This window comes from Rhodanobacter sp. ANJX3, assembly GCF_014200755.1.
GTDB lineage: Bacteria > Pseudomonadota > Gammaproteobacteria > Xanthomonadales > Rhodanobacteraceae > Rhodanobacter.
In genome coordinates, this window is the sequence record NZ_JACHCM010000002.1 from 21930 (window position 1) to 46538 (window position 24609).

The following is a 24609-nucleotide window of genomic DNA, read 5'->3' on the forward strand; positions in this document are numbered from 1 at the left end:
CTCACAATGGACACTTTCCTCCCGTCGGAATTTCCCATCATGAGCTACCCCGGCCAGGCGCGCTACCAGAGCGAACTCGAATCCATCCGCGAGCAGGGCCTGTTCAAGGCCGAGCGCATCATCACCTCGCCGCAGTCGGCGGAAATCACCCTGGCCGACGGCCGCAAAGTATTGAATTTCTGTGCCAATAATTACCTGGGACTGGCCGATCATCCCGATGTAATCCAGGCCGCGAAAGACGCGCTGGATACGCACGGCTTCGGCATGGCGTCGGTGCGTTTCATCTGCGGCACGCAGGACCTGCACAAGCAGCTGGAAGCGAAGATTGCCGAATTCTTCGGTACCGAGGACACCATCCTCTATGCAGCCTGCTTCGATGCCAACGGCGGCCTGTTCGAGCCGCTGTTCGGCGAAGAAGACGCGATCATCTCCGATGCGCTCAACCACGCCTCGATCATCGACGGCATCCGCCTGTGCAAGGCCAAGCGCTTTCGCTACGGCAACTGCGACATGGCCGATCTGGAAGCACAGCTGCAGGCCGCCGACGCCGCCGGCGCGCGCACCAAGCTGATCACCAGCGACGGCGCGTTTTCCATGGACGGCTTTATCGCGCCGCTGGATCAGATCACCGCGCTGGCTAAAAAATACAACGCGCTGGTCCACATCGACGAATGCCACTGCACGGGGTTTCTCGGCGAACATGGTCGCGGTGCGGCCGAAGTACATGGCGTGATGGACAAGATCGACATCTTCACCGGCACGCTGGGCAAGGCGCTCGGTGGCGCGCTGGGCGGTTTCACCACCGGTCGCAAGGAGGTGATCGAGATGCTGCGCCAGCGTTCGCGCCCCTATCTTTTCTCCAACTCGCTACCGCCGCACGTCGTCGCAGCGGGCATCAAGGTTTTCGATATGCTGGCCGCCGCTGGCGACCTGCGCAAAAAAGTCCAGGACAACACGCGGTACTTCCGCGAACAGATGACGGCGGCAGGCTTCGATATTCGCCCCGGCGTGCATCCCATCGTACCGGTGATGATCTACGACGCACCCAAGGCACAAGCCATGGCGACGGCACTGCTCGAGCAAGGTATTTACGTCACCGGTTTCTTCTTCCCGGTGGTGCCGCAGGGCAAGGCGCGGATACGTACGCAGATGAGTGCCGCTCACACGCGCGAGCATCTGGACAAGGCCATTGCTGCATTTACCCAAGTGGGTAAACAGCTCGGCGTAATTGGCGCATAAACTTTTCGGACAGCTCGCTCTCGCTATCGACGGGTAGCCAGAGCACGCACCTCGTCGGCAGTGAGCTGGCGCCACTGACCTTTGACCAACTCGCCGAGAGCGAGCGGCCCGATGCTGACGCGAATCAAGCGCAGTACGTCAAACCCCAATGCCGCAAGCAGGCGGCGAATATGCCGGTTGCGGCCTTCGTCCAGCACCACTTCGAGCCAAGCGTTTTTTTCGCCCGATCGGAGCAGAACTGCGCGCTTTGCTTTGAGCAGATCGCCCGATTCGGTGACGCCTTCCAACATTTTCTCGAGCGTCACATGATCCGGTTGCCCGGCAACCTGGACGTGATAGGTCTTGTCCAAGTGAGTTGCCGGATCGGTAATGCCAGAGGCCCACGCGGTGTCGTTACTGAGCAGGAGCAAGCCTTCGCTGGCTTTGTCGAGCCTGCCCACCGGACCGAGCCACGGCAAACCTGCAGCAGCAAGGGCGGTATAGACCGTGTCGCGCCCTCGCTCGTCGGCAGCGCTGACGACCAATCCACGCGGCTTGTTGAACATTACATACACATGGGTCGTGGCCTCGACGTTATTACCGTCGACCGCAATCGCCGACTTGCCCATCACGGTCGGAAACTGCGGATCGCGTTGCACGCGACCATCAACGCTGACCCGACCTTCGCGAATCCACTGTTCGGCCTGAGTGCGCGAGCATATGCCCATCTTGGACAGCACCCGCGCGAGGCCGAATCGCGGCAATGTTGCGGTGACCGCGGTACGCGTTGAACGAGAAATGAGACGATTCATCTTTCTAGCCTATCGGCGCCTACCGCTTTGCTACAAGCACTGCTGAAGGGTGCCCATGAACATGCTGCGCGCTAAAGTCGCTTTAAGCGACCGCCCATAAAAAAACCCGGCCGAAGCCGGGTTTTTTTATTCACTTGCTGCGGTCTATTACTGCTTGACCTGCAGTTCGGTACGACGGTTCTGGGCGCGACCGGCATCCGTGGCGTTGTCGCCAATCGGATCGTTCTTGCCGTGACCGATCGGGCCGTCGAGGCGGCTTGCATCGATACCGTGGCTGGTCAGGTAGTCATACACGATCTGTGCACGACGCTCGGACAGGCTCTGGTTGTAAGCATCGGTACCCTTGCTGTCGGTGTAGCCAGCAACGGTCACGTGCACCTGCGGGTAACGCTGCAGCGTGTCGACAGCCTGGTTCAGCACAGCCAGCGAGTCCGCGGTCGGAATAGCAAGAGCCTTGCCGATTTCGCTCGCCTTCACATGGCCCTTCTTCGGGAAGTCGAACTTGAAGTTCACGCCGCGCAGGTCGATGACGACCTTCTGCGGGCAACCGTCAGGTCCAACGATCGTGCCGGCCGGGGTGTTCGGGCACTTGTCGTCGCAATCGTTCACGCCGTCGTGGTCGCTGTCCATGGTGGAGCAGTCAGGCGCCGGCGGCGGCGGAGCAACGGCCGGAGCCGGAGCGGCCGGCGGAGCGCCGAAGCGCGAGACGATGCTCAGGCCCAGAAACGCATCGCCGTAACCGTTGCGGTTGCTGTTGTTGCCGGTCGAAGCAAAAGCCGGGTTCTCGCTGGTCTTGTCGTCCCAGTCATAACGGTAGCCGGCTTCCAAACGGACGTCGGTGCTATCGGTAACGGTCTTGGACACGCCGACGCCGAGCTCGGCAGCCGGGGACCAGCCGCTGTCATACGGGTTGTTGTGGTGGCTGCCCAGCACGCCGGCCAGCAGGTACGGGCGGAACGCATTCCAGTCGCCAACGTAGTAACGAGCGGCTACGCCGACGTTGTTATTGGCCCACGAGCTGTCGCCCTGGCCGCCACCGTTGGCCGGACCGCGATCGATCTTGCGCTTGGTGCGGTCAACGAACAGGTCGATCGACAGGTTCGGGGTGAAGAACTTACCAAAGCCCAGGCCGTAGTAGAACTGGCGGCTGTTGGTGTTGCGCTTGTCGTCGTTGTAGTAGCCGCCAACGGTCGGAGCAATGTACCAACGGTCGTCGAAGCTCGAAACCGGAGCAGTCGAAGCCGAAGTGTCACCGGCCGGAGCAGCTGCGTCTTGCGCATGAACGGCACCTACGCCGCCCAGGGCCAGCGCGATCAGAAAATATAAGCCCTTACGATTCATCAGGTGTCTCCTCATTTTTAGGTTTTTTTTCGCGTCCGTTCAAATCAAACCGGAAATCGCGTATCACAACTAAGGTTACGTCATTCAGGGTTTTAAGCCCGTGCCTGGCGTTCATGCAACAAGCGGTGGAGAGTGTAGCAAATTCGTTAAGTGGTTGGGGAGTTAACACATTGGCAACTTATCTACCCCGGTGAGACTTCATTCAGGAAACTCTCGTGCCTATCAAGTGCATAGACCCTGAGATAATCCATCTCCAGCCACCACCAGCATGGCTCAAACCAATTCGCCTCAATTCGTTTAAGCACGAGAATTGAACGTCAGCCCCGTTCTCATGCGCTTAATATTCCAGTCACCTCGTCTTTACAATGTGAAGAGCGCGAGCAAGGCCTGTAAAGAATGGCTTGCCCGCCGGTTCAGGCGCTTATTTGCCAGACAGGCCGAGATACTGCGCATCCAGCACACCGACACCGGTGTTTCCAGCGACTGCTCCTGGTAGGTACATCCAGTAACGACTTATGAAGGCCCGCACCCGGCATGCAAGTACGTCAAAACGGTAATACCTAGGCTGCGCTTGACCTGCCCGCCCCAGCCGCTGACAATCAAAACTCAAAGCCCAAAAGGGAGTAGTTCCCGACGCAAGCCTTCTTTGCGTCGGTGCCGTGATCGTCAACACGGGCGAATCTCGCCCCGGTCACGGCGGCAGCCACGTTGCGAACAAGACTTTTGCGGTGGAAGCGAGTCGAGCGCACTCGTTCCCATCGCATTGTCCAACGCGCGTGGAAAATTGCATGGAACTTTTAGGCAACGACTTTCTTGCCGGCCTGCTGGCCATCGTTTTGCTGGATCTGGTGCTTGCCGGTGACAATGCGATTGTCATCGCCATGGCCGCTCGTGCCTTGCCCAAGCCCTTACGGAAACGAGCCGTGTTCTGGGGCAGTTTCGGCGCCATCGCCGTACGAGCGCTGCTGACTACCGTGGTGGTTTATCTGCTCGAGCTACCCGGTTTAATGCTGGCCGGCGGTTTGTTGTTGCTGCCTATCGCCTGGAAGCTGCTGCAACAGCACGCCGACTCACAGCAGGAAGTCGGCGCGACGACCAGCTTCTGGGCCGCTCTGCGCACTATCCTGGTTGCCGATGCATTGATGGGAATGGACAACGTACTCGCGATCGCCGGAGCTTCCAGAGGGCATCTGCCGTTGGTGGCATTGGGCTTGCTGATCAGCGTGCCGCTAGTTGTATGGGGATCGACCCTGATTCTCAAACTTATCGAACGCTTTCCGGTCATCGTTTATATAGGCGCCGGTGCCATCGCGTGGACGGCGGGACACATGCTCGCCAGTGACGGACTGATTTCTGACTGGTTCGATGCCCGTGCTGGGGCAGCTTACGCCCTGCAAACCGCGCTGGTCATTGCCATCTGCGGCGGCAGCTGGTTGTTGCAGCGTTACGGGCGCCGTACGGCATCCCACTAAGAAAACATCGATAAAAAAGCCGCAGCCCCAAGGCTACGGCTTTTCGTGACGAATCGTCTCGTCGGCAAGATCAGCTATGCCTCGTCAGAAGCGAAATTTCACAAAGGCCGAGGGGCCATGCAGCTTGAGATCAAGATTCGCGTTATAGCTGTCCTGCTCATCGTTGAGCTTGATGCGGGTGTACGCGTACTCGGCACCGACGCCGACATTTTTCCACGGATACCATTCGAGCCCGAGTGCGGCGTTATAGATGTGGCCATTAAGGTCACCACCGTTCTTCTTGACGCCCGACGCATCGAAATACATGCGTACACTATCGCTGAACGCGTGGCGCCAGCCGATTTGCAGCAGAGGCGCACCAGCCGTTTTGCTGTAACCGGTTGAGGCCTCGGCGCTCTCCCCGTTCAACGTGGCGATACCGCTTATGCCCGCATGCACACGGTAGTACGCCGCACCAATGCCCAGCCCGAACACGTCGTTGCCGCTGCCAAACCACCAGCGATAAGCCGCGCTGCCGAAATCGAAATCGAGTTTGCCGCGAACGGAAGCCGAAGCGTCGTACTGATCGCCGCCATAGTTGATGGCATCGCTGAGTGTTTTGGTTTCCGTGCGATTGATGCTGAAATAATCGAACGAAAAGCCCTGATGATCACCGATCAGGAAATCGAGCTTCACCCGCGGCACCGTCTTGTGGTCCTCCAGACCAAGGTCACGCTCCAGATTGACATTGCCACTGAGCTGGCCGCTTTTATCGGCGGCGCCGATGTTGGTATCGGTGTTGGCGTAATAACCGCCGAGCGAAAGATCGAAGCGATCGAGCGCAGGCGATACGTCAGCAAAAGACGCCGAACTCGCCAGAAGAAGGGGAATAGCCAGCAGATGGCTGCAGCGAACACGAGATGAAGCGGCAGTTAATAAACTCATTTTTACGTTCCGTACTTTCCGGTATGGGAAACTAAAAATTAACTAAAACCCGGTGAAAATTTCGTCGAAAACGACCTTTTTCTTAGTGCATTTTCATCAATCCAAATCAGCACGCCGCCACCTCGCCTGCGCGAAAAATAACTGGGAAGTCGTCGGAATTTCAGCGAATTAAGCCGATCGGGTCTACGTGTGCGCGTCTGGGGATGTACAAAGAAAAAGGGAGCCAGTCGGGCTCCCTTTTTCATCGAATCGAAGCTGCTCAGCGTTTGTCGATCGGCACGTAAGATTGGTCCTCCGGCCCGACGTAGTTCGCGCTGGGACGGATGATCTTGCCATCCTCGCGCTGTTCGATCACATGCGCGCTCCAGCCGGAGGTGCGGGCGATAACGAACAGCGGCGTAAACATCGCTGTCGGCACGCCCATCATGTGATAAGCGCTGGCCGAGAACCAGTCGAGATTGGGAAACATCTTCTTGATCTCGCCCATCACTTTTTCGATGCGCTCGGATACATCGAAGAGCGTCGGATTGCCGCCGTCCGTGCACAGCTTGCGCGAGACTTCCTTGATGATCTCGTTACGCGGATCGGAAACCGTATACACCGGATGGCCGAAGCCGATGACGATTTCCTTGCGCTCGACGCGTGCGCGGATATCGGCCTCCGCTTCGTTGGCATTGCGATAGCGCGCAATGATTTCCATCGCCACCTCGTTGGCACCACCGTGCTTCGGACCACGCAATGCACCGATAGCGCCGGTGATGGCGGAGTACATGTCCGAACCCGTACCCGCGATCACGCGTGCGGCGAAGGTCGAGGCGTTGAACTCGTGCTCGGCGTAGAGAACCAGCGACTTATCCAGAGCATGCGCATGCAGGTCGCTGGGTTTCTTGCCGTGCAGCAGGTGCAGGAAGTGGGCGGCGATCGAATCGTCGTCGGTCTGCGTCTCGATGCGCTTGCCGTTGTGGCTGAAGTGGTACCAGTACAGCAGCATCGAGCCGAAGCTTGCCATCAGCCGATCGGCGATCTCGCGGGCGCCGGTGACATTGTGGTCGTCTTTTTCCGGCAGCACCGTGCCCAGCACCGAACAGCCGGTGCGCATCACGTCCATCGGATGCGTGGCCGCCGGCAGCAGCTCAAGCGCACTCTTCACCGGCGCAGGCAGTCCGCGCAAACGCTTAAGACGAGCGCGGTAGTGGTTTAGCTCGGTCCAGTTCGGCAGCACGCCGTGGACCAGCAAGTAAGCCACCTCCTCGAAGCAACCCTTGGCCGCCAAGTCGTGGATGTCGTAACCGCGATAATGCAGATCGTTACCGCTGCGGCCGACGGTGCACAGCGCCGTGTTACCGGCCGGCACGCCGGAAAGCGCAACGGACTTCTTGGCCTTTGGCGCAGCTTGCGTGGTTTCGCTCATGGATAAACCCTCGATCGATGAAGTGGCGCCGGAACGCCGGCACCGCTGGAAACAAACTTTTGGTCAGTTACTACTCGGCAGATTTACCGTCGGCAAAGAGTTCGTCGAGCTTGCGCTCGTAAGCGTGATAATCGAGATAGTCGTACAGCTCTTCGCGCGTCTGCATGGTCGGCACGGCCGCTTTCTGCGTGCCGTCACGGCGTACGGTCTCGTAGAAATTGAACGCGGCCTTGTTCATCGCGCGGTACGCGCCGCAGCAGTAAAGAATGATGTCGACGTTCGCGCTGGACAATTCGTCGCGGGTAAACAGCGGGGTCTGACCGAACTCGGTGATATTGGCGAGGATCGGCACGTTCACCGCCGCCTTGAACTGGCGGTATTGTTCAAGCGTGTAGATGGCTTCGGGAAAAATCATGTCGGCGCCTGCGTCCACGCAGGCCTTCGCTCGCTCGATTGCCGATTCCAGGCCTTCGACGGCAATGGAGTCGGTACGCGCCATGATGACGAACTGCTCGTCGCTGCGGGCATCGACGGCCGCTTTGACGCGATCGACCATTTCCTGTTTCGAGACGATTGCCTTGCCGGGCCGATGACCGCAGCGCTTGGCCGCGACCTGATCCTCGATATGCAGAGCGCCCGCTCCGGCCTTGATCAGCGAACGCACCGTGCGCGCGATATTGAACGCCCCGCCCCAGCCGGTATCCACGTCGACCAGTAGTGGCAGCTCGCACACGTCGGTGATGCGCCGGATGTCGGTGAGCACGTCTTCCATCGTGCTGATACCCAGATCGGGCATGCCCAGCGAATTGGCCGCCACGCCGCCACCGGACAGATAAAGCGCCTTGAAGCCGCTGCGCTGGGCCATGCGGGCCGCGTAGGCAGTGATCGCGCCGACCACCTGCAGCGGCTGTTCTTCCGCGACTGCCGCTCGAAAACGAGCGCCGGGAGATGCGATTTTCGTCATGGCTGCTTTATCCAAAACGCCATTTTAGCGCACCGCGAAAATACCCGCTTCCGCAGCGCGTCAGTGCGCAATGGCGATGCTTGCGACGGCTTGGGCGTCTTGCAAAATAAAGAGGGCCGGCTTACGGCCGACCCTCTTCGCGAAACGCTGCGTACTGCGTCGTCAATTATTTCTTGGCGAACAGATGCTCGACGCCAGCGCGCTCTTCCCGCAGCTCCTTTTCGGTCGCATCGATGCGCGACTGCGAGAACGCGTTGATCTTCAGGCCCTGCACGATGTCGTACTTGCCACCCTTCACGGTGACCGGGTAGCCGAAGATCACACCCGGCGCGATGCCGTACGAACCGTCCGACGGAATGCCCATCGATACCCAGTCGCCCTCGGCGGTGCCGTGTGCCCAGGTACGCATGTGGTCAATCGCAGCGGAGGCCGCCGACGCCGCGGACGACGCACCACGAGCCTTGATGATGGCCGCGCCGCGCTGCTGCACGGTCGGAATGAAATCGCTCTCGTACCAGGACTGCTCGATCTGCTCCAGCGCCGGCTTGCCCTTGACGGTGGTCTCGTGCAGATCCGGATACTGGGTAGAGCTGTGGTTGCCCCAGATGGTGACCTTCTTGATGTCGGTCGTGTGCGCACCGGTCTTTTCGGCCAGCTGGCTCAGCGCACGGTTGTGGTCCAAGCGCACCATCGCGGTGAAGCACTTCGGATCGAGATCCGGCGCGTTCTGCTGGGCGATCAGCGCGTTGGTGTTGGCCGGGTTGCCGACCACCAGCACGCGCACGTCGCGCTTGGCGTGATCGTTCAGCGCCTTGCCCTGCGGGCTAAAAATGGCGCCGTTGGCTTCCAGCAGATCCTTGCGCTCCATGCCTGGTCCGCGCGGACGCGCACCGACCAGCAGCGCGTAATCGACGTCCTTGAAAGCGACATTGACGTCATCGGTGGCGACCACGCCGGCCAGCGTCGGGAACGCGCAGTCGTTGAGCTCCATCACCACGCCCTGCAGGGTCGGCAGCGCCGGCGTGATTTCCAGCAGGTGCAGGATCACCGGCTGATCCGGACCCAGCATGTCGCCAGCGGCAATACGGAACAACAGCGCGTAGCCGATCTGACCAGCGGCGCCGGTAACGGCAACTCGAACGGGTGCTTTCATGGGGTTGGCTCCTTGAGTGAGCGATGAGTGATGCGGGAAAAAGGATGGGATCAAGGCCGACTAAAGGTTTGCAAATCGAAGCGCTCAAACGAGCTCGGCAAAAAACTGCTGGATACGCCGCAGGCCCGGCTCCAGCTGTGCGGTGGGACAGGTATAGGAGATACGCAAGGCGCGCGGCTCGCCAAATGCCGACCCCGGCACGCAGGCAACGCCGGTAGCCTCGAGCAACGCCGCGCAGAACTCCACATCGTTGCCGATCTTTACGCCGTTGTGGCTCTTGCCGAACGCCACCGAAATATCCGGGAACGCGTAGAACGCGCCCTGCGGCCGCGGACAGATCACGCCGGGAATGCCCCGCAAGGCCTCGACCACGATGTCGCGCTTGCCCGCAAATTCCGCGCAACGGGCCTGCGGCACGTCCTGCGGACCGCTGAAGGCGGCAATCGCGGCCGCACTGATCACTTCCGGCAAGCTGGTGATGTGGTTCGAATTGAGCGTCGTCATCGCCTTGGCCACCGACTCCGGCCCGGCAATCAGGCCGACGCGCCAACCCGGCATGCCATAGGTCTTGGATACCGAATCGACAAAAATCAGCCGTTCGCGCAACTCGGGCCGGGCGTGCACGAAGTTGTGATAGCCGATGCCATCGAACACCATCGAGTTGTAGATATCGTCGGTGACGATCCACGTCTCCGGATAGCTCACCAGCACATCGGCCAGCGCCGCGATTTCGTCGCGCGTGTAGACCATGCCGGTGGGGTTGGATGGGTTATTGAACAGGAACACTTTCGGCTTGCGCTGCAGTGCGGCTTCCAGCTGCGCCGGCGCCAGCTTGTAATTCTGCACGGACGGACAAGGCAGCACATTGACTTTCGCCCCCACGATATCGGCGATATCGTGATAAGTCGTCCAGTACGGCGCCGGGAAACAGATTTCGTCGCCTTCGTTGAGCAAGGCTTCGGCCAGGTTGTAAAGCACGTGCTTCGCACCGATGCCGATCGAAACATTGAGACGACCGTAACCGGTCAGACCCAGCGCCTCGATATGGGCGAGGAACGCATCCAGCAACGCTTCCGGCCCACGGTTGCTGCCATATTGACCGGAGTCGTGCGAAAGCGCCTCGCGTGCCGCCGCGTATACGTGCTCGCCCGGCAGGAAGTTCGGCACGCCGATCGAGAAGCTGATGATGTCTCGACCGGCCGCCTTGAGCTGCTTCGCCTTCTCGGCAATCACCATGATGGCGCTGGGTTTGGCACGACCGACACGCTGGGCAAGCTGGGGCATGGGCTCTCTACGCGCTTAAGCAAAGGCCGCGATTTTATCACGATGCTGCGCAGCCGCACGGATCGACAAAAGGTCAACTTATGCCCTCGTCATTATTAGGAAGGGGTGACCGTAGTGCCGAGGCGCGGGAAGGCAACGAATACGTTTGCGCTATGTACAAACGAAACGTAAGGCCTGAGTCGAACTGAACAGCTTGCCGACCAGTGCTTCGAGCATGCCGGGAGGAACCGCCGCCCTGCCCCGTATATGGCGTCAGATGATCGACCGCGTGCGACCAGACCATTCACGACGCACGCAGGAATGACATCGCTTATACCGCTCATGCCCCGCCGATCATCCGCCGCTGCGGTAGCGACCGATACGATGGTGGTCTATCAAAAAAGCCGCCGGCTGCAAGCCGACGGCCTTTCATATCATTCAGAGCGCGATGGACTCAGGCGCGCTTGTCGAGGACCGCGTTCCATTCCTTGACGCGATCGGCATTGGCCGCCAGCAAGGCATCCACATCGCCTTCCACCGTGACTTTCTCCACGATGTCGCCCTGCTGGATGGCATCGACCACCTTCTGGTCTTCTGCACCGAGCACTTCGCCAAACACGCTGTGCTTGCCGTCCAGCCACGGCGTGGCGCCGTGAGTGATAAAGAACTGGCTGCCGTTGGTGCGCGGACCGGCATTGGCCATCGACAACACGCCCGGCTTGTCGTGACGCAGCGACGGATTGAACTCGTCTTCGAACTTATAGCCCGGACCGCCGCGGCCGCTGCCTTCCGGGCAACCACCCTGCACCATGAAGTCGGCGATCACGCGATGAAACGAGAGGCCGTCGTAATAGCCGCGCTTGGCCAGGTTGACGAAGTTGGCCACCGTCAGCGGCGCCTTGTCGTCATGCAGACGTAGATGAATCGGGCCGCGGTTGGTGCTGAAAGTCACGTTGATGGTCATCGAAAATCCTCGGGTTTCTTGACGACATCGCCGTGTCCGGCACGGCAATGGGCCGGGAAGAATAGCGCAGTCGTGTGAAGGGGCCCATAAAGACCCGGCAAAAACGCCGAGCCATGGCGGTCGCCAGCCGCTTGCGACAGCAATGGCCGGCCACCGAAATACGACTGGATGCCCTACAAAGGCTGTCAAATGAACGAATAAGCGAAATCGCAGGCAAGCTGACACATAAGTCCGTATAATCGACGAGTTAATCCCTCTGTTTAAACCATCAGGCGGCCCCTCCGGCGCCGGCCGAGTCTTTTATGTCTATCGAAAACCTGCGCAATATCGCCATCGTCGCCCACGTCGACCACGGCAAGACCACCCTCGTCGACCAGCTTCTGAAGCAGTCCGGCACGCTCAACGAGCGCACGGTTCTGGCCGAGCGCGTCATGGATTCGAACGACCAGGAAAAGGAGCGTGGCATCACGATCCTGGCCAAGAACACGGCCATCACCTGGGAAGACAAGAAGAAAGGCATCAAGAACCGCATCAACATCGTCGACACGCCGGGACATGCTGACTTCGGTGGCGAAGTCGAGCGCGTGCTGTCGATGGTCGATACCGTGCTGATCCTGGTCGACGCGATGGACGGCCCGATGCCGCAGACGCGTTTCGTGACGCAGAAGGCCTTCGCCATGGGCTTCAAGCCCATCGTGGTGATCAACAAGGTCGACCGTCCGGGCTCGCGTCCGGAATGGGTGGTCGAGCAGGTCTGGGACCTCTTTGAAAAGCTCGGCGCCAGCGACGAGCAGATGGAGTTCCCGATCGTGTATGCCTCGGCGCTCAACGGTTATGCGTCGCTGGACGAGAACGCGCGCGAAGGCGACATGACCCCGCTGTACGAAGCGATCATGCAGCACGCGCCGAAGCCGGATGTCGACCCGGACGGCCCGTTCCAGATGCGCATCAGCCAGCTCGACTACAACAATTTCGTCGGCGTGATCGGCATCGGCCGCGTGCAGCGCGGTGCGCTGAAGAAGGGCATGCAGGTTGCCGTGATCGATCGCGAAGGCAAGAAGCGCCAGGGCAAGATTGCGCAGGTGCTCGGCTTCCTCGGCCTCGAGCGCATCGAGCAGGACGGCGCCGAAGCCGGCGATATCGTCGCCATCTCGGGCATTCCCGACCTGACCATTTCCGACACGCTGACCTCGCCGGATACGCCCGAAGCGCTGCCGCCGCTGAGCGTGGACGAGCCGATGATCAGCATGACTTTTCAGGTCAACAACTCGCCGTTCGTCGGCAACAAGGATCTTTCCGGCGGCAAGTTCCTCACCAGCCGCCAGCTGCGTGAGCGCCTGGACCGCGAAAAAGTGCACAACGTGGCACTGAAGGTGGAAGACGGCTCCGACGCCGACAAGTTCCTGGTGTCCGGCCGCGGCGAACTGCATCTTTCGGTGCTGATCGAAAACATGCGCCGCGAAGGCTATGAGCTGGCCGTGTCGCGTCCGGAAGTCATCCTGAAGGAGATCGACGGCCAGAAAATGGAGCCGATCGAGCAGCTGGTGGTGGATATCGAAGAGATCCACCAGGGCGGCGTGATGGAGCGCCTCGGCGTGCGCAAGGGCGAGCTGAAGAACATGGTGTCGGACGGCCGCGGTCGCGTGCGTCTGGAATACATGATCCCGGCGCGTGGCCTGATCGGCTTCCAGAACCAGTTCAAGACCCTCACCCAGGGTTCGGGCCTGCTGTTCCACGTGTTCGACCATTACGGTCCGTACACGCCGTCCCCGATCGCCAAACGCCAGAACGGCGTGATGATCTCCAACGGCGCCGGCAACACCCCCGCCTATTCGCTCGGACCGCTGCAGGAGCGCGGCAAGCTGTTCGCCGCCGAGGGCGATTCGGTGTACGAAGGCCAGCTGATCGGTATTCACGCCAAGGACAACGACCTCACCGTCAACGCCATCAAGCCCAAGCCGCTGACCAATATGCGCGCCTCCGGCAAGGACGACGCGATTCAGCTGACCCCGGCCACCAAGTTCACGCTGGAGCAGGCGCTGGATTTCATCGACGACGACGAGCTGGTTGAAGTCACGCCCAAGGAAATCCGCATGCGCAAGAAGCACCTCACCGAGAACGACCGCAAGCGCTCGTCACGCGGTTGAGCTTTTTGCATCTGCGATAGAAAAAGCCGCCTTTTGGCGGCTTTTTCTATCGCAGTCTTGGTCCGCCAACCCACCATTTAAACGAGATGATAGAACAAATCAAAAAGCACGGCTGAAGCCAACCAGCATGCCACTGCCGTGACTGCCATCGACCAGCGGACTATTGCTGATCTTGTTCGGCAAAACGCTGTACCTGGCATTGATCATCAGCGTCCACTTCGCTCCGATGGGCCGAATAAAATTGACCCCCACTTCCGGAATCAGCGCGCTCCCCGGCTCGTATCCGGGCACGCCGCGGCGCATTTCATCCGGATGGATGCCGTAGTAATAGTCAGCAACCTTGGATGATAGAAAAGTAGCGCCCGCCGTTGGCGTAATGCGAAAGCCGCCCCACTGCAGCGGGTAACCATATTCCAGGGAATACTCCGCCCCTTCGCTACTACCCGATATATCCGTCTTGGCCACCGCCTTCAGCTGTCCGAGACTGCCGGTCCATGAAGCTGAAACGCCGGCATCGATGCTTCGATCACGATCCTCCAGATCGTTACGATTGATGCCACGACGGGCAAGAGCAGCCCGATCAAAATCGGACGCGCTGATATTGTTGAAGCCTGTTGTAATAATGGCATCGACGGCAAAGCCATCCGACTTCAGCACATGGACACCGCCCGTGATTCCCCGAAAGAAAAAGCGGTCGCCCTCATAATCGATGAGTGGAAACGGCGTCACCTGCGAGCCTTTCCCAAGATAGGCATTGTTCGCTACCGCCACTCCCACGCCGAGCCTCCAGCACGATGCTGTCGCAACGTCGGCCTGATCGTCAGTCGCCGCCGTTGATTGGGCCCATACGCTTGCTGGCATAAGCATGAGAAGAAGGCAGGAATAGGTTTTTTTCATCGAGCGGCTTTCCTTGAGTGATCGCAATAAGTGGTGTTTCTTAATTACGGAATGTTTCGCGATATCAGCGATCGCGATAACCGTTTCGAATCGTCACCAACATGTCCAACAACTGCGCGGTCGAGCCCTCTTCGACCAATTGCCGCGCCGTCTTACCGCCCAGCTCGCAGATAGCCTCACTGCTAAACCAGTGCATGACCTTGTCCCCATCTGGCTCGATGCCTCGGGCAACGGAAAGCACGACGGCTTGCTCCCACTCGATCCGGGTATGTGACGTCGTACTGCCGTTCTGTATGACGACGACAGGGGCTGCGTTATCCCCGAAAAAAATAGGCCTGCGTCGATGAAGCACATTGCGAACTGTCGAAGGCATTCAGAGTGCCACGGCGTCTAGGGAGTTAGCGCATACTGACAATCAGAGATGTCCCGCGTTTGTCCCAAAAAACATCCTCACGCAACAATGTTTCACCACTGAAATATGTGCTTATCCGCTGCCGTTGCCGTATAACACCGTGCATCAGATCCCGGGGAAGCAAGGTGACCACCGTGCCCAATATCCTAGTCGTCGATGACGACGAAGAGCTTCTCTTACTCATCAAGCGATTTCTTGAACGATACGATTACAACGTCGAAGTCGCAGGCTCGGGCGCGCAGATGGATGCAGCGATGGCTCGCAGGAATTTTGATGCCCTCATACTCGACGTGATGCTGCCTGGCGAAGACGGCCTCAGCTTGTGCAAACGAGTGCGAGGCGCGTCAAGCAGTCTGCCGATCATCATGCTGACCGCCGTGACGGAAACCACCGATCGTATCGTCGGACTGGAACTAGGCGCAGACGATTACTTGGCCAAACCCTTTGACGCGCGCGAGCTGTTGGCGCGCATCCGAGCGCTGCTTCGCCGCGCCACGCAGCATCAGACTGCGGCCAATCATCTCCCTAGCCTGCTGTTCGGAAATTGGCGTCTCGACTAATCCAAGCGCGAGTTACGCTCCAAGAATATGACTCTGGTACCGCTGTCCAGCGGTGAGTTTGAACTGCTGCTAGCGTTTCTCGAACACCCGCAACGCCTGCTCACGCGTGAGCAACTTATCGACTATGCACGAGGCCCAGCCCACGAGGCTTTCGATCGCAGCATCGACGTGCAGATCAGCCGCATTCGACGAAAAATTGAAGCCGATAAACGCAATCCGGAAATGATACGTACGGTTCGCAACGCTGGTTACATCTTCACTATGCCAGTCGAAAATGCTCCATGAAACGCCATCACGTTTTTGACAGTATCGGGTGGTGGTTTGCGCTCAATGTGGCTGCAGCCATACTCGTTACACTGCTTATGATCATGGCCTTTGTGGAGCTCGCCGGGGTCTGGGGGCAACCGCCCGTGGAGAACGCTGAGCTGATTGAACAAGCTGCCGGCATTGCTCTCACCTTCGACAACGTTCCCGCCGCTGAACGCGCGCAACTTGCCCGGAAACTCACCTCATACGCCTTTGATGTCCAGTGGTATCCCCAACGCGACCAAGTTCCTATATCGGCCGAGCACAACGGGAGAGAACACGATTCCCGATGGGGCAAACTCACCCATATGCTGGGCAGGACCAATGCCGGCGTGCTCGCCTCCAGTCCCGATGACCTGACTGCAGAGGCGGCGACCACGCTGCACAAATACGCACTAGCGATCGAGCTGTCCGACCATAGCTGGATCATGTTTGACACGGCCCAACGTAGCTGGGGAATCGACCGTAGTTCAAGAATGGTGCTAACGGTCTTGTTTGTCCTGCTTTCAAGCGGGATCATCGCCAGCGCCGCCAGCCGACGGCTGGCGCGGCCGGTTCAGCGGTTTGCCGCTGCCGCTGAAACCTTCGGCGCCGGATCGCGTGCTGAGCCGCTGCAACTGGTCGGTCCACTAGAAATTCGTGAGGCCGCGGCAGCTTTCAACGCCATGCAGGATCGAATCCAGCAGCTGATGGATAGCCGTACGGAAATGCTTACTGCAATCTCGCACGATCTACGTGCGCCGCTCACACGCATGCGCTTACGCGGCGAGTTCATCGAAGACAGCGATCAACAGCGAAAGCTGTTTCGCGACGTCGACGAAATGCAGGCCATGGTCGAAGCCAGTTTGGCGTTTTTTCGACTGGATGGTCAGCAAGAGCCGATGACCCGTTTCGAGCTTGCCGAGCTGATCCATACCGTCGTGGACGATTTCCGAGACATGGGCCACTCGGTTGAATCCGCCGATCTGATGCCGCTGGTTTATCTAGGCCGCCCGCTGGCACTCAAGCGTGTACTGACCAATCTTGTCGACAATGCAGTGAAGTACGGCAGCAGAGCACGGATTGCGCTCAGCGCACAAGATCGCCAAGTCACCATCGTCATCGATGATGATGGACCAGGCGTTCCTCCCAGTCTCATACCCAAGCTTTTCCTGCCTTTTTTTCGCATCGAGGCCTCGCGCAACCGCGCAACCGGCGGCTTTGGTCTGGGACTGCCTTCGGCCCGCTCAATTATCCGAAACCACGGGGGCGAGCTCACACTGGAGAATCGCCAACCGCATGGCTTGCGTGCCATCGTTATTTTGCCAATTACCTCAGGCGATAGCTGACAGCAGAACCCGGTATTCGCCAATCTCGGGCACGAGTATCGAGGCTCGTGCTCTAAGCCAAGCCTGACGGCGGGTCAGCACTGGGCTTGTACGCGGACGATAGTAATTAAGACAAAAAATTCGATACCCGGACATCCGGTGGGCGGCGCCATATCATGAAGAGCGATAAAGCCGCTTCGACAGTGTTTTATTTTTCGTGACCTGCCCGACCTTGGGATCAGCGTTTGTCCGACCGGGATTTCTCAGGAGCGATCCGCAAACCCGGTCGTTTGCGGGCCAATTGGCGCAACAGATCGGCGAAGGCCTGCAGATCGGCGTGCCACGGCGACGCCTCGCGCCAGTGCAGCGCAATGTCGCGACCCGACGCTTCGCCAGTGAGTTTGGCCAGCACAATATTCGGCATCGACGCGAGGCGCTCATGCGCCAAGGCGGGCACCAGCGCATAGCCTCCGCGAAGGCTAACCAGCGCGGCAAGGCTTTCCAGGCTGACGTCCTGCACGTGGCCGCGCTGGGCGGGTTCGTGGCCGATACCGGCGCCGCTCAAACCATCGGCGTGCCCTTCGGCCATCAGCGTGGCTTCGGCCGGATCGAGCTGGTCGAGCGACAGGCTGCGCTTGTTTGCCAAGCGATGATCCGCGCGCAGCATGAGCTCCCACGGTTCGAAAAACAGCGGCCGCGTGGCGATGCCGCTGACCGGCGGCCCGGGTGGTGCCAGCACCGCGTCGAGCTCGCCCTCAAGCAAGCGGCGCAGCAGACCACGCGGCTTGCCCTCGGAAATACCCAAGCGTGCGCCCGGAAAATGCTGCGGAAACGGTTCAATCAGATGCGGCAAAAGGTACGGGCCAAGCGACGCCGGCAGGCCGAGCCGGAGTTCGCCGCCGAAGGCTACCGCACCGGCCCGCGCGACCTGCTGCAGATGCTCGGCCGCGGCCAGTACGGCGTCGATCTGCAGCAGCAGCTGTTGGCCGCCCGCCGTGGGAACTACGCGTCGCCCGCCGCGTTCGAACAGGGGCGCTCCGAGCGCCTGTTCCACTTTTTGCACCTGATGCGACAGCCCCGACGGGCTGATATGCATTGCTCGCGCAGCACTGTTGAAACTGCCGTGTTGGTGCACGGCCTTGACCAGCGCAAGGTCACGCAGCGACACGGCCGAGAGAGTCATCGAAATCATCGAACGCTGCATGTCATCAAAGGCGTTTGTGCACGGGAATCGTGGAGTTCATGCTGGGCGGTGAAGTTCATCCACAAGCGTTGGCAGAGTCTACTCGTCGCACCGGTTTTCTGGCACGTCGAACGGTTTCAGCCGCGAATACGTTCGCGACGATCCGACGTTTGCGCGATAATTGCGTTTTTACCGAGCCGGCGAGCGCGCTTCGCCACGCTTGAAGTCATCCCAGCCGCAGGATCAGCCAGGAATCTACCCATGAAAGACACCTTTTCCGTACGCGACACTCTCGACGTCAATGGCCAGAAGCATGTCTTCGCCAGCCTGACCAAGCTGGGAGAGCGTTTCGACCTGAAGCGACTGCCGTACTCGATGAAGATCCTGCTGGAAAACCTGCTGCGTCACGAAGACGGCCTCAACGTCACCTCGAAAGAGATCGAGGCGATCGCGAAGTGGGATGCCAAGGCCGAGCCCGACATCGAAATCGCCTTCATGCCCGCCCGCGTCGTGCTGCAGGATTTCACCGGCGTGCCGTGCGTGGTCGATCTGGCCGCCATGCGCGATGCGGTGGTCAAGCTGGGCGGCGACGCCAACCAGATCAACCCACTGGCGCCGGCCGAGCTGGTGATCGATCACTCCGTGCAGGTGGATGCCTACGGTTCGTCGTCCGCGCTGGAGAAGAACGTCGAAATCGAGTTCGAGCGCAATCAGGAGCGTTACTCGTTCCTGCGCTGGGGCCAGAAAGCGTTCAACAACTTCAAGGTCGTGCCGCCGCGCACCGGTATCGTGCATCAGGTGAACCTGGAGCACCTCGCCCGCGTGGTGTTTACCGCGGACAAGGACGGCGAGAGCTGGGCCTATCCGGATACCGTGTTCGGCACCGACTCGCACACCACCATGATCAACGGCATCGGTGTGCTCGGCTGGGGCGTGGGCGGCATTGAGGCGGAAGCCGCCATGCTCGGTCAGCCTTCGTCCATGCTGATTCCGCAGGTCGTCGGCTTCAAGCTGACCGGCAAGCTGCCCGAAGGCGTCACCGCCACCGATCTGGTGCTCACAGTGACGCAGATGCTGCGCAAGCTCGGCGTGGTCGGCAAGTTCGTCGAGTTTTTCGGCGACGGCCTCAAGAATCTGCCGCTGGCCGACCGCGCCACCATCGCCAACATGGCGCCGGAATACGGTGCGACCTGCGGTATCTTTCCGATCGATCAAGAAGCGCTGAATTATCTACACCTCTCCGGCCGTGGCGAAGCGCAGATCAAGCTGGTCGAGGCGTACGCCAAGGCGCAGGGCCTGTGGCACGACGAGAACACGCCGCATGCCGAGTTCACCACAACGATGGAGCTCAACCTCGCCGACGTGCGCCCCTCGCTGGCCGGTCCGAAGCGCCCGCAGGACCGCGTGCTGCTGGAAGACGTCAAGCAGAGCTATCTCGACGCCGTCGGCGGCCTGACCGCCAACCGCAAGCAGTCCACCGAAGAAACAGCCGATTTCGCCAATGAAGGCGGCGCGACGGCCGTTGGCAATATCGCCAACACCGTCAGCCACGGCGGCGTGCGCGTGGAGAAAGACGGCGAGTCCTTCAGCCTGTACGACGGTTCGGTGGTGATTGCCGCCATCACCTCGTGCACCAACACCTCCAACCCGGCGGTGATGCTGGGCGCCGGCCTGCTGGCGAAGAAAGCCGCCGCGCGGGGCCTCAAGGCCAAGCCGTGGGTGAAGACCTCGATTGGACCGGGCTCGCTGGTGGTCACCGATTACCTGAAGAAGACCGGCCTGCTCGAGGAGCTGGAGAAGATCGGTTTCTACATCGTCGGCTACGGCTGCACCACCTGCATCGGCAACTCCGGCCCACTCCCGGAAGAAATCAGCAAGGGCATCAGCAAGGGCGACCTCGCCGTGGCGTCCGTGCTGTCGGGTAACCGCAACTTCGAAGGCCGCGTGCATCCGGAAGTGAAGATGAACTACCTGGCCTCGCCGCCGCTGGTGGTGGCCTACGCGCTGGCCGGCTCGCTGCATGTGGATCTGACCAAGGACCCGATCGGCGAAGGCAGCGACGGCAAGCCGGTGTACCTGAAGGACATCTGGCCGTCCAATCAGGAAATCTCCGACGCCATCGCCAGCTCGATCAACCCGGCCATGTTCGAGAAGAACTACGCCGACGTGTTCAAGGGCGACAGCCGCTGGAACCAGATCGAATCGCCCGATGGCGCTACTTACGCCTGGGACGATTCCACCTATATCAAGAACCCGCCTTACTTCGACGGCATGAAGATGGAAGTGGGGACCATCGATGACATTCACGGCGCGCGCGTGCTGGGCCTGTTCGGCGACTCGATCACCACCGATCACATTTCGCCGGCCGGCTCGATCAAGAAAGATAGTCCCGCAGGCCGTTTTCTGATCGAGAAAGGCGTCGAGCCACATGACTTCAACTCCTACGGTTCCCGTCGCGGCAACGATGACGTGATGGTGCGCGGCACCTTCGCCAATATCCGCATCAAGAACCTGATGCTCGACGGCGTCGAAGGCGGCTACACCCAGTACGTACCGAGCGGCGAACAGCTGGCGATCTACGACGCGGCGATGAAGTACAAGGCCGACAAGACCCCGCTGATCGTGCTGGCCGGTAAGGAATACGGCACCGGCTCCTCGCGCGACTGGGCCGCCAAGGGCACCCTGCTGCTGGGCGTCAAGGCCGTGATCACCGAAAGCTTCGAGCGCATCCACCGCTCCAATCTGGTCGGCATGGGCGTGCTGCCGTGCACCTTCAAGAACGGCGAGAACGCGCAGTCGCTCGGCCTGACCGGCAAGGAAACCTTCGACATCACCGGTCTGGACGACGGCAAGTCGAAGGAAGCCAAGGTGGTAGCAACGCGCGAGGACGGCAGCAAGAAGGAGTTCACCGTGCAAGTCATGCTGCTGACGCCGAAGGAGCGCGAGTTCTTCCGCCACGGCGGCATCCTGCAGTACGTGCTGCGTCAGCTGGCGGGTAAGAAGGCCGCCTGAGTCGGCCGTGGTTGAGTTGACCACCAGCCATGAAAACAGCCCCGGCATGCCGGGGCTGCTTCTTTGCCATGGTCGTTGCCATAGCGTAGACAAGCTACGGCATCGGCTGCTTCCAGTTCGCCGGGCAGCATCGCCACTGGCCGCCGTCGTTGCGCCACGCCGACTCGATTCGATAGACGCCCAGCGGGTCGGCAATCGCCTGATGAACCTGCTGCTCATCCGGCACATGTCGACAGCCCGCGAACGCGAGCATCGAGATGGCGAAAAACCGGTCAAAAGCGTACGTTCGAGGCCGTCGGATCATCTGAAAATCTCGCTGCAGCGCGGCTTGCCGCTCTGCGGGGGCTATGCTCCAATGCGGCAGCGTATGGAAGTCTGCAACCCATTACCGTCGATCCATCGGCAGAGCTAGCGTCGCTATCGATGCCGAACATCATCGATCCAGTTGTCACCGATCAAGCATTGAGAAACCAAGCATGAGCAATGAACGTCCATGGCTGGATCACTACCCCGCCGGCGTGCCAGAGCAGATCCATATCGACGATTACGCCTCGATAGCGTCGGTGATCGACGAGGCTTTCGCCAAGTTTGCCGATCGTCCTGCCTTCACCAATTTCGGCAAGACGCTCAGCTATCGCGAAATCGACGAGGCGAGCCGGCAGTTTTCCGGTTATCTGACCGGTGTGCTCAAGCTCGGTAAAGGCGATCGCATCGCCATCATGCTGCCCAACGTGTTGCAGTATCCGATTGCGCTTTTCGGCGCGCTGCGCGCCGGTCTGGTGGTGGTCAACACCAACCCGATGTACACCGCGCGCGAGCTGAAACATCAGCTGGAAGATTCCGGCGCCAAGGCCATTGTGGTGCTGGACAACTTTGCCGCGACGCTGCAGGAAGTGGTCGCGCAGACTCACGTGCAGCACGTCGTCACCACCGGGCTGGGCGATCTGCTCGGCGTCAAGGGTGTGTTGATCAACTTTGCGCTCAAGCACATCAAGAAGATGGTTCCGGCGTTCCATATTCCGCACGCCGTGCGTTTCCACGATGCGCTGACGCAGGGCAAGGCGTATCCGCTGAAGCCGGTACAGCTCAATCACGACGATATCGCTTTTTTGCAGTACACCGGCGGCACCACCGGTGTCGCCAAGGGCGCCATGCTGACCCATGGCAACATGGTGGCTAACATGCTGCAGGCGGGCGCGTGGTTTGCCGCGAAGATCAAGCCGGGCGAAGAGATCATCATCACCGCGCTGCCGCTTTATCACATCTTTGCGCTGACCTGTAATTGCTTCATCTTTCTGCGATTCGGCGGTCAGAGCATTCTGATCACCAACCCGCGCGACATGCCGGCCTTCGTCAAAACACTCGGCAGTATCAAGTTCACCTCGATCACCGGCGTGAACACCTTGTTCAACGGCCTGCTCAACACGCCAGGCTTCGACCAGATCGATTTCTCGCATCTGCGCATGAGCTTCGGTGGCGGTATGGCCGTGCAGCGCACGGTGGCCGAAAAGTGGGAAAAGATTACGGGCTGCGCCCTGATCGAGGGCTACGGCATGACCGAAAGCGCGCCCGTCGCCACCATCAATCCGCTGGTCGAAGGCGCGCGTTTCAGCGGCTCGATCGGCCTGCCGATTCCCTCGACCGAAATCGGCATACAGGACGACGACGGCAAGCCGCTGGCCATGGGCGAGGTCGGCGAAATCTGCATCCGCGGGCCGCAGGTCATGAAAGGCTATTGGCAGAACCCTGGCGAGACCAGCAAGGTCCTCAGCAACGACGGCTGGCTGCGCACGGGTGACCTGGGCCGCATCGACGAAAAAGGCCTGGTCTACATCGTGGATCGCAAGAAGGACATGATCCTGGTATCCGGCTTCAACGTGTATCCGAACGAGATCGAGGATACGGTGATGCAGAACCCCGGCGTCGCCGAAGTGGCCGCCGTCGGCGTGCCCGACGAGCACTCTGGCGAAGTCGTGAAGCTGTTCGTGGTTCGCAAGGATCCCACTCTCACGATCGAGGCGCTGAAGGAGTTCTGCCGCGAAAATCTCACCGGTTACAAGCGGCCCAAGCTGATCGAATTCCGCGACGAGCTGCCGAAAAGCAACGTCGGCAAGATTCTCCGCCGCGAGTTGCGCGACGAGAAAAAAACCGCGGCCTGAGATCAACCGCGACAGATCCGAAAGCGCCTTGTCTGCAAAACAAGGCGCTTTCTTTTATCTGTCCTTCCAGTATTCGAGGATGTCGGCATAGCCACCGAGCAAGTTCCAAAGCGGCACCTGCTTGTCTTCGGGAATGTGACTATAGGAAAACCCGATATGGTGATCGGAGATGCGCGCCACCGATGCTTCAAGATGAATATGCAGGTTGTGACCGAAGATCATGTCCAGTACCCAGCTCTGCCCGAGCTCTCCTGTCCAGCCGAGTGGTCGGCGCAACAAGGCGCCCGTGGCCGAAATATCCACCAGTTCGGTCGGATGCGACTCATCGTGGCGGCTCATCAGCACCGTGGTCTCAATTTGCATACGCGCAGGACGCAGTTGCTCCGACTGCTTCCCGTCTTTACCATCGATCGTCATCGTTCACCGTCCTTTTAGCGCTCGCGTATACCTGACTCGGCTACGCTCAACCTTTACTTCCAGAAAGCGGCATACGCTTATTCAAGCGCATTCACTCCCGATCTTCGCATCTGTCGCCGCCACCAAAGTGAGACGCTGCCACCCGGAGTCACCGCAACCGAGACAGCCGTTTGCGGTAGCCGCCCAAGGCAATGCAATCGGCGTGCCATTCCTTAAAACCCTGTGTTTAAGCATGTCGATTCGACGGCCAAGGCCTTGCGATCTCTCGTGACTGCCGCAGGCATGCCGTTATGCAGCCTCATTTTTTTGCCCGCCTCGTTTACGGCACGAGTCCCTCAAGCAGACAAGTGGCAACTAACGCGATCAGACGTTTTAGGTCACTTCCGGTCCATTCGCCGGCTTTCGATGGAATGCCGGTGTGGCCTGGCCAAAACCAGCACTGACGGGTTCGGTGGCGCTGGTGCCATCGATCATCCACGCTGAACGCCAACCATGCATTGCTGGACTTGTCGTGGAGCAGCGGCTACTCTTCGTTTTGCGCGTGGTTCCATGGATATGGCCCATCGATAACATTCGATGGCCGATGGCAACCGCCGATGCTCTTGAATCGATCGATTGAACGGCCTGCGGTGTCGATGTTGCCACCCTCGCTCGCGCGCCTGCTGCGGCTTACGCCCGGATCTGGCG

At 59.9% G+C, this 24609-nt stretch carries 21 protein-coding genes; 9 read left to right on the top strand and 12 right to left on the bottom strand.

Features of this window, described 5'->3' with window-relative positions:
• Window positions 1–39 precede the first annotated feature (39 nt).
• The gene (gene kbl, locus HDE76_RS04715) at window positions 40–1239 is read left to right on the top strand and encodes a glycine C-acetyltransferase (protein WP_179481498.1); all 1200 of its coding nucleotides are present in this window, start codon (window positions 40–42) and stop codon (window positions 1237–1239) included.
• Between the two features lie 23 nt (window positions 1240–1262).
• On the opposite strand, the gene HDE76_RS04720 is transcribed toward kbl, so the two are convergent.
• A complete protein-coding gene (locus HDE76_RS04720) occupies window positions 1263–2030 on the bottom strand; it encodes a pseudouridine synthase (RefSeq protein WP_179481500.1) in 768 nt (255 codons plus the stop codon).
• A 147-nt stretch (window positions 2031–2177) separates the two neighbouring features.
• On the bottom strand, window positions 2178–3371 hold the full coding sequence (locus tag HDE76_RS04725) for an OmpA family protein (RefSeq protein ID WP_179481502.1): 1194 nt from the start codon (window positions 3369–3371) through the stop codon (window positions 2178–2180).
• 788 nt (window positions 3372–4159) lie between these two features.
• Between HDE76_RS04725 and HDE76_RS04730 the strand changes: the two genes are divergently transcribed.
• On the top strand, window positions 4160–4843 hold the full coding sequence (locus HDE76_RS04730) for a TerC family protein (protein ID WP_184505770.1): 684 nt from the start codon (window positions 4160–4162) through the stop codon (window positions 4841–4843).
• Window positions 4844–4927: 84 nt separating this feature from the next.
• Here the strand turns inward: HDE76_RS04730 and HDE76_RS04735 are convergent, their stop codons facing one another.
• From HDE76_RS04735 to HDE76_RS04760, 6 genes are all read right to left on the bottom strand, one after another.
• Entirely contained in the window at window positions 4928–5767 is an 840-nt protein-coding gene (locus tag HDE76_RS04735) for a hypothetical protein (protein ID WP_179481506.1), read from the bottom strand.
• 259 nt (window positions 5768–6026) lie between these two features.
• Window positions 6027–7178, bottom strand: coding sequence for a 2-methylcitrate synthase (gene prpC, locus HDE76_RS04740; RefSeq protein WP_184505772.1), 1152 nt, complete (start codon window positions 7176–7178; stop codon window positions 6027–6029).
• A gap of 70 nt (window positions 7179–7248) precedes the next feature.
• Complete coding sequence (prpB, locus tag HDE76_RS04745; RefSeq protein WP_184505774.1) at window positions 7249–8142, bottom strand: methylisocitrate lyase; 894 nt, start codon at window positions 8140–8142, stop codon at window positions 7249–7251.
• A gap of 166 nt (window positions 8143–8308) precedes the next feature.
• Window positions 8309–9295, bottom strand: a complete 987-nt coding sequence (locus tag HDE76_RS04750) for a malate dehydrogenase (RefSeq protein ID WP_179481512.1) — start codon at window positions 9293–9295, stop codon at window positions 8309–8311.
• A gap of 84 nt (window positions 9296–9379) precedes the next feature.
• Window positions 9380–10579: a pyridoxal phosphate-dependent aminotransferase gene (locus tag HDE76_RS04755; protein WP_184505776.1), complete on the bottom strand. Its 1200-nt coding sequence runs from the start codon at window positions 10577–10579 to the stop codon at window positions 9380–9382.
• A 433-nt stretch (window positions 10580–11012) separates the two neighbouring features.
• Window positions 11013–11522 carry a peptidylprolyl isomerase gene (locus HDE76_RS04760; RefSeq protein WP_179481516.1) on the bottom strand — a complete coding sequence of 170 codons (510 nt, stop codon included), beginning with the start codon at window positions 11520–11522 and terminating at the stop codon, window positions 11013–11015.
• A 302-nt stretch (window positions 11523–11824) separates the two neighbouring features.
• Here HDE76_RS04760 and typA point away from each other — a divergent pair, with 302 nt between their 5' ends.
• A complete protein-coding gene (gene typA / locus HDE76_RS04765; RefSeq protein ID WP_184505778.1) occupies window positions 11825–13669 on the top strand; it encodes a translational GTPase TypA in 1845 nt (614 codons plus the stop codon).
• Window positions 13670–13768: 99 nt separating this feature from the next.
• Here typA and HDE76_RS04770 read toward each other — a convergent pair whose 3' ends face one another.
• Together HDE76_RS04770 and HDE76_RS04775 are read right to left on the bottom strand one after the other, a co-directional pair.
• Window positions 13769–14566 (bottom strand): MipA/OmpV family protein, encoded by a 798-nt coding sequence (locus HDE76_RS04770; RefSeq protein ID WP_179481520.1) that lies wholly within the window; start codon window positions 14564–14566, stop codon window positions 13769–13771.
• A gap of 64 nt (window positions 14567–14630) precedes the next feature.
• Window positions 14631–14807 (bottom strand): hypothetical protein, encoded by a 177-nt coding sequence (locus HDE76_RS04775; RefSeq protein WP_179481522.1) that lies wholly within the window; start codon window positions 14805–14807, stop codon window positions 14631–14633.
• Window positions 14808–15103: 296 nt separating this feature from the next.
• Here HDE76_RS04775 and HDE76_RS20940 point away from each other — a divergent pair, with 296 nt between their 5' ends.
• Genes HDE76_RS20940 through HDE76_RS04785 form a run of 3 tightly spaced genes read left to right on the top strand, consistent with a single transcriptional unit; the run spans window position 15104 to window position 17172 of the window.
• Window positions 15104–15538 carry a response regulator gene (locus tag HDE76_RS20940; protein ID WP_343205656.1) on the top strand — a complete coding sequence of 145 codons (435 nt, stop codon included), beginning with the start codon at window positions 15104–15106 and terminating at the stop codon, window positions 15536–15538.
• A gap of 27 nt (window positions 15539–15565) precedes the next feature.
• Window positions 15566–15823 (top strand): helix-turn-helix domain-containing protein, encoded by a 258-nt coding sequence (locus tag HDE76_RS20945; protein ID WP_343205657.1) that lies wholly within the window; start codon window positions 15566–15568, stop codon window positions 15821–15823.
• Window positions 15820–17172, top strand: a complete 1353-nt coding sequence (locus HDE76_RS04785; RefSeq protein ID WP_184505780.1) for an ATP-binding protein — start codon at window positions 15820–15822, stop codon at window positions 17170–17172. Before HDE76_RS20945 ends, HDE76_RS04785 begins: the two co-directional genes overlap by 4 nt.
• 217 nt (window positions 17173–17389) lie before the next feature.
• Here HDE76_RS04785 and HDE76_RS04790 read toward each other — a convergent pair whose 3' ends face one another.
• Entirely contained in the window at window positions 17390–18355 is a 966-nt protein-coding gene (locus HDE76_RS04790) for a LysR family transcriptional regulator (protein ID WP_179481526.1), read from the bottom strand.
• 240 nt (window positions 18356–18595) lie between these two features.
• Between HDE76_RS04790 and acnA the strand changes: the two genes are divergently transcribed.
• The 3 genes from acnA to HDE76_RS04805 all read left to right on the top strand — a co-directional run bounded on the left by acnA (window position 18596) and on the right by HDE76_RS04805 (window position 23505).
• Complete coding sequence (gene acnA / locus HDE76_RS04795; RefSeq protein WP_179481528.1) at window positions 18596–21346, top strand: aconitate hydratase AcnA; 2751 nt, start codon at window positions 18596–18598, stop codon at window positions 21344–21346.
• A 7-nt stretch (window positions 21347–21353) separates the two neighbouring features.
• Entirely contained in the window at window positions 21354–21758 is a 405-nt protein-coding gene (locus HDE76_RS04800) for a hypothetical protein (protein WP_184505782.1), read from the top strand.
• Between the two features lie 64 nt (window positions 21759–21822).
• Window positions 21823–23505 carry an AMP-binding protein gene (locus HDE76_RS04805; RefSeq protein ID WP_179481532.1) on the top strand — a complete coding sequence of 561 codons (1683 nt, stop codon included), beginning with the start codon at window positions 21823–21825 and terminating at the stop codon, window positions 23503–23505.
• A 54-nt stretch (window positions 23506–23559) separates the two neighbouring features.
• Here HDE76_RS04805 and HDE76_RS04810 read toward each other — a convergent pair whose 3' ends face one another.
• Window positions 23560–23922 (bottom strand): PilZ domain-containing protein, encoded by a 363-nt coding sequence (locus HDE76_RS04810; protein WP_179481534.1) that lies wholly within the window; start codon window positions 23920–23922, stop codon window positions 23560–23562.
• Between the last annotated feature and the right edge of the window lie 687 nt (window positions 23923–24609).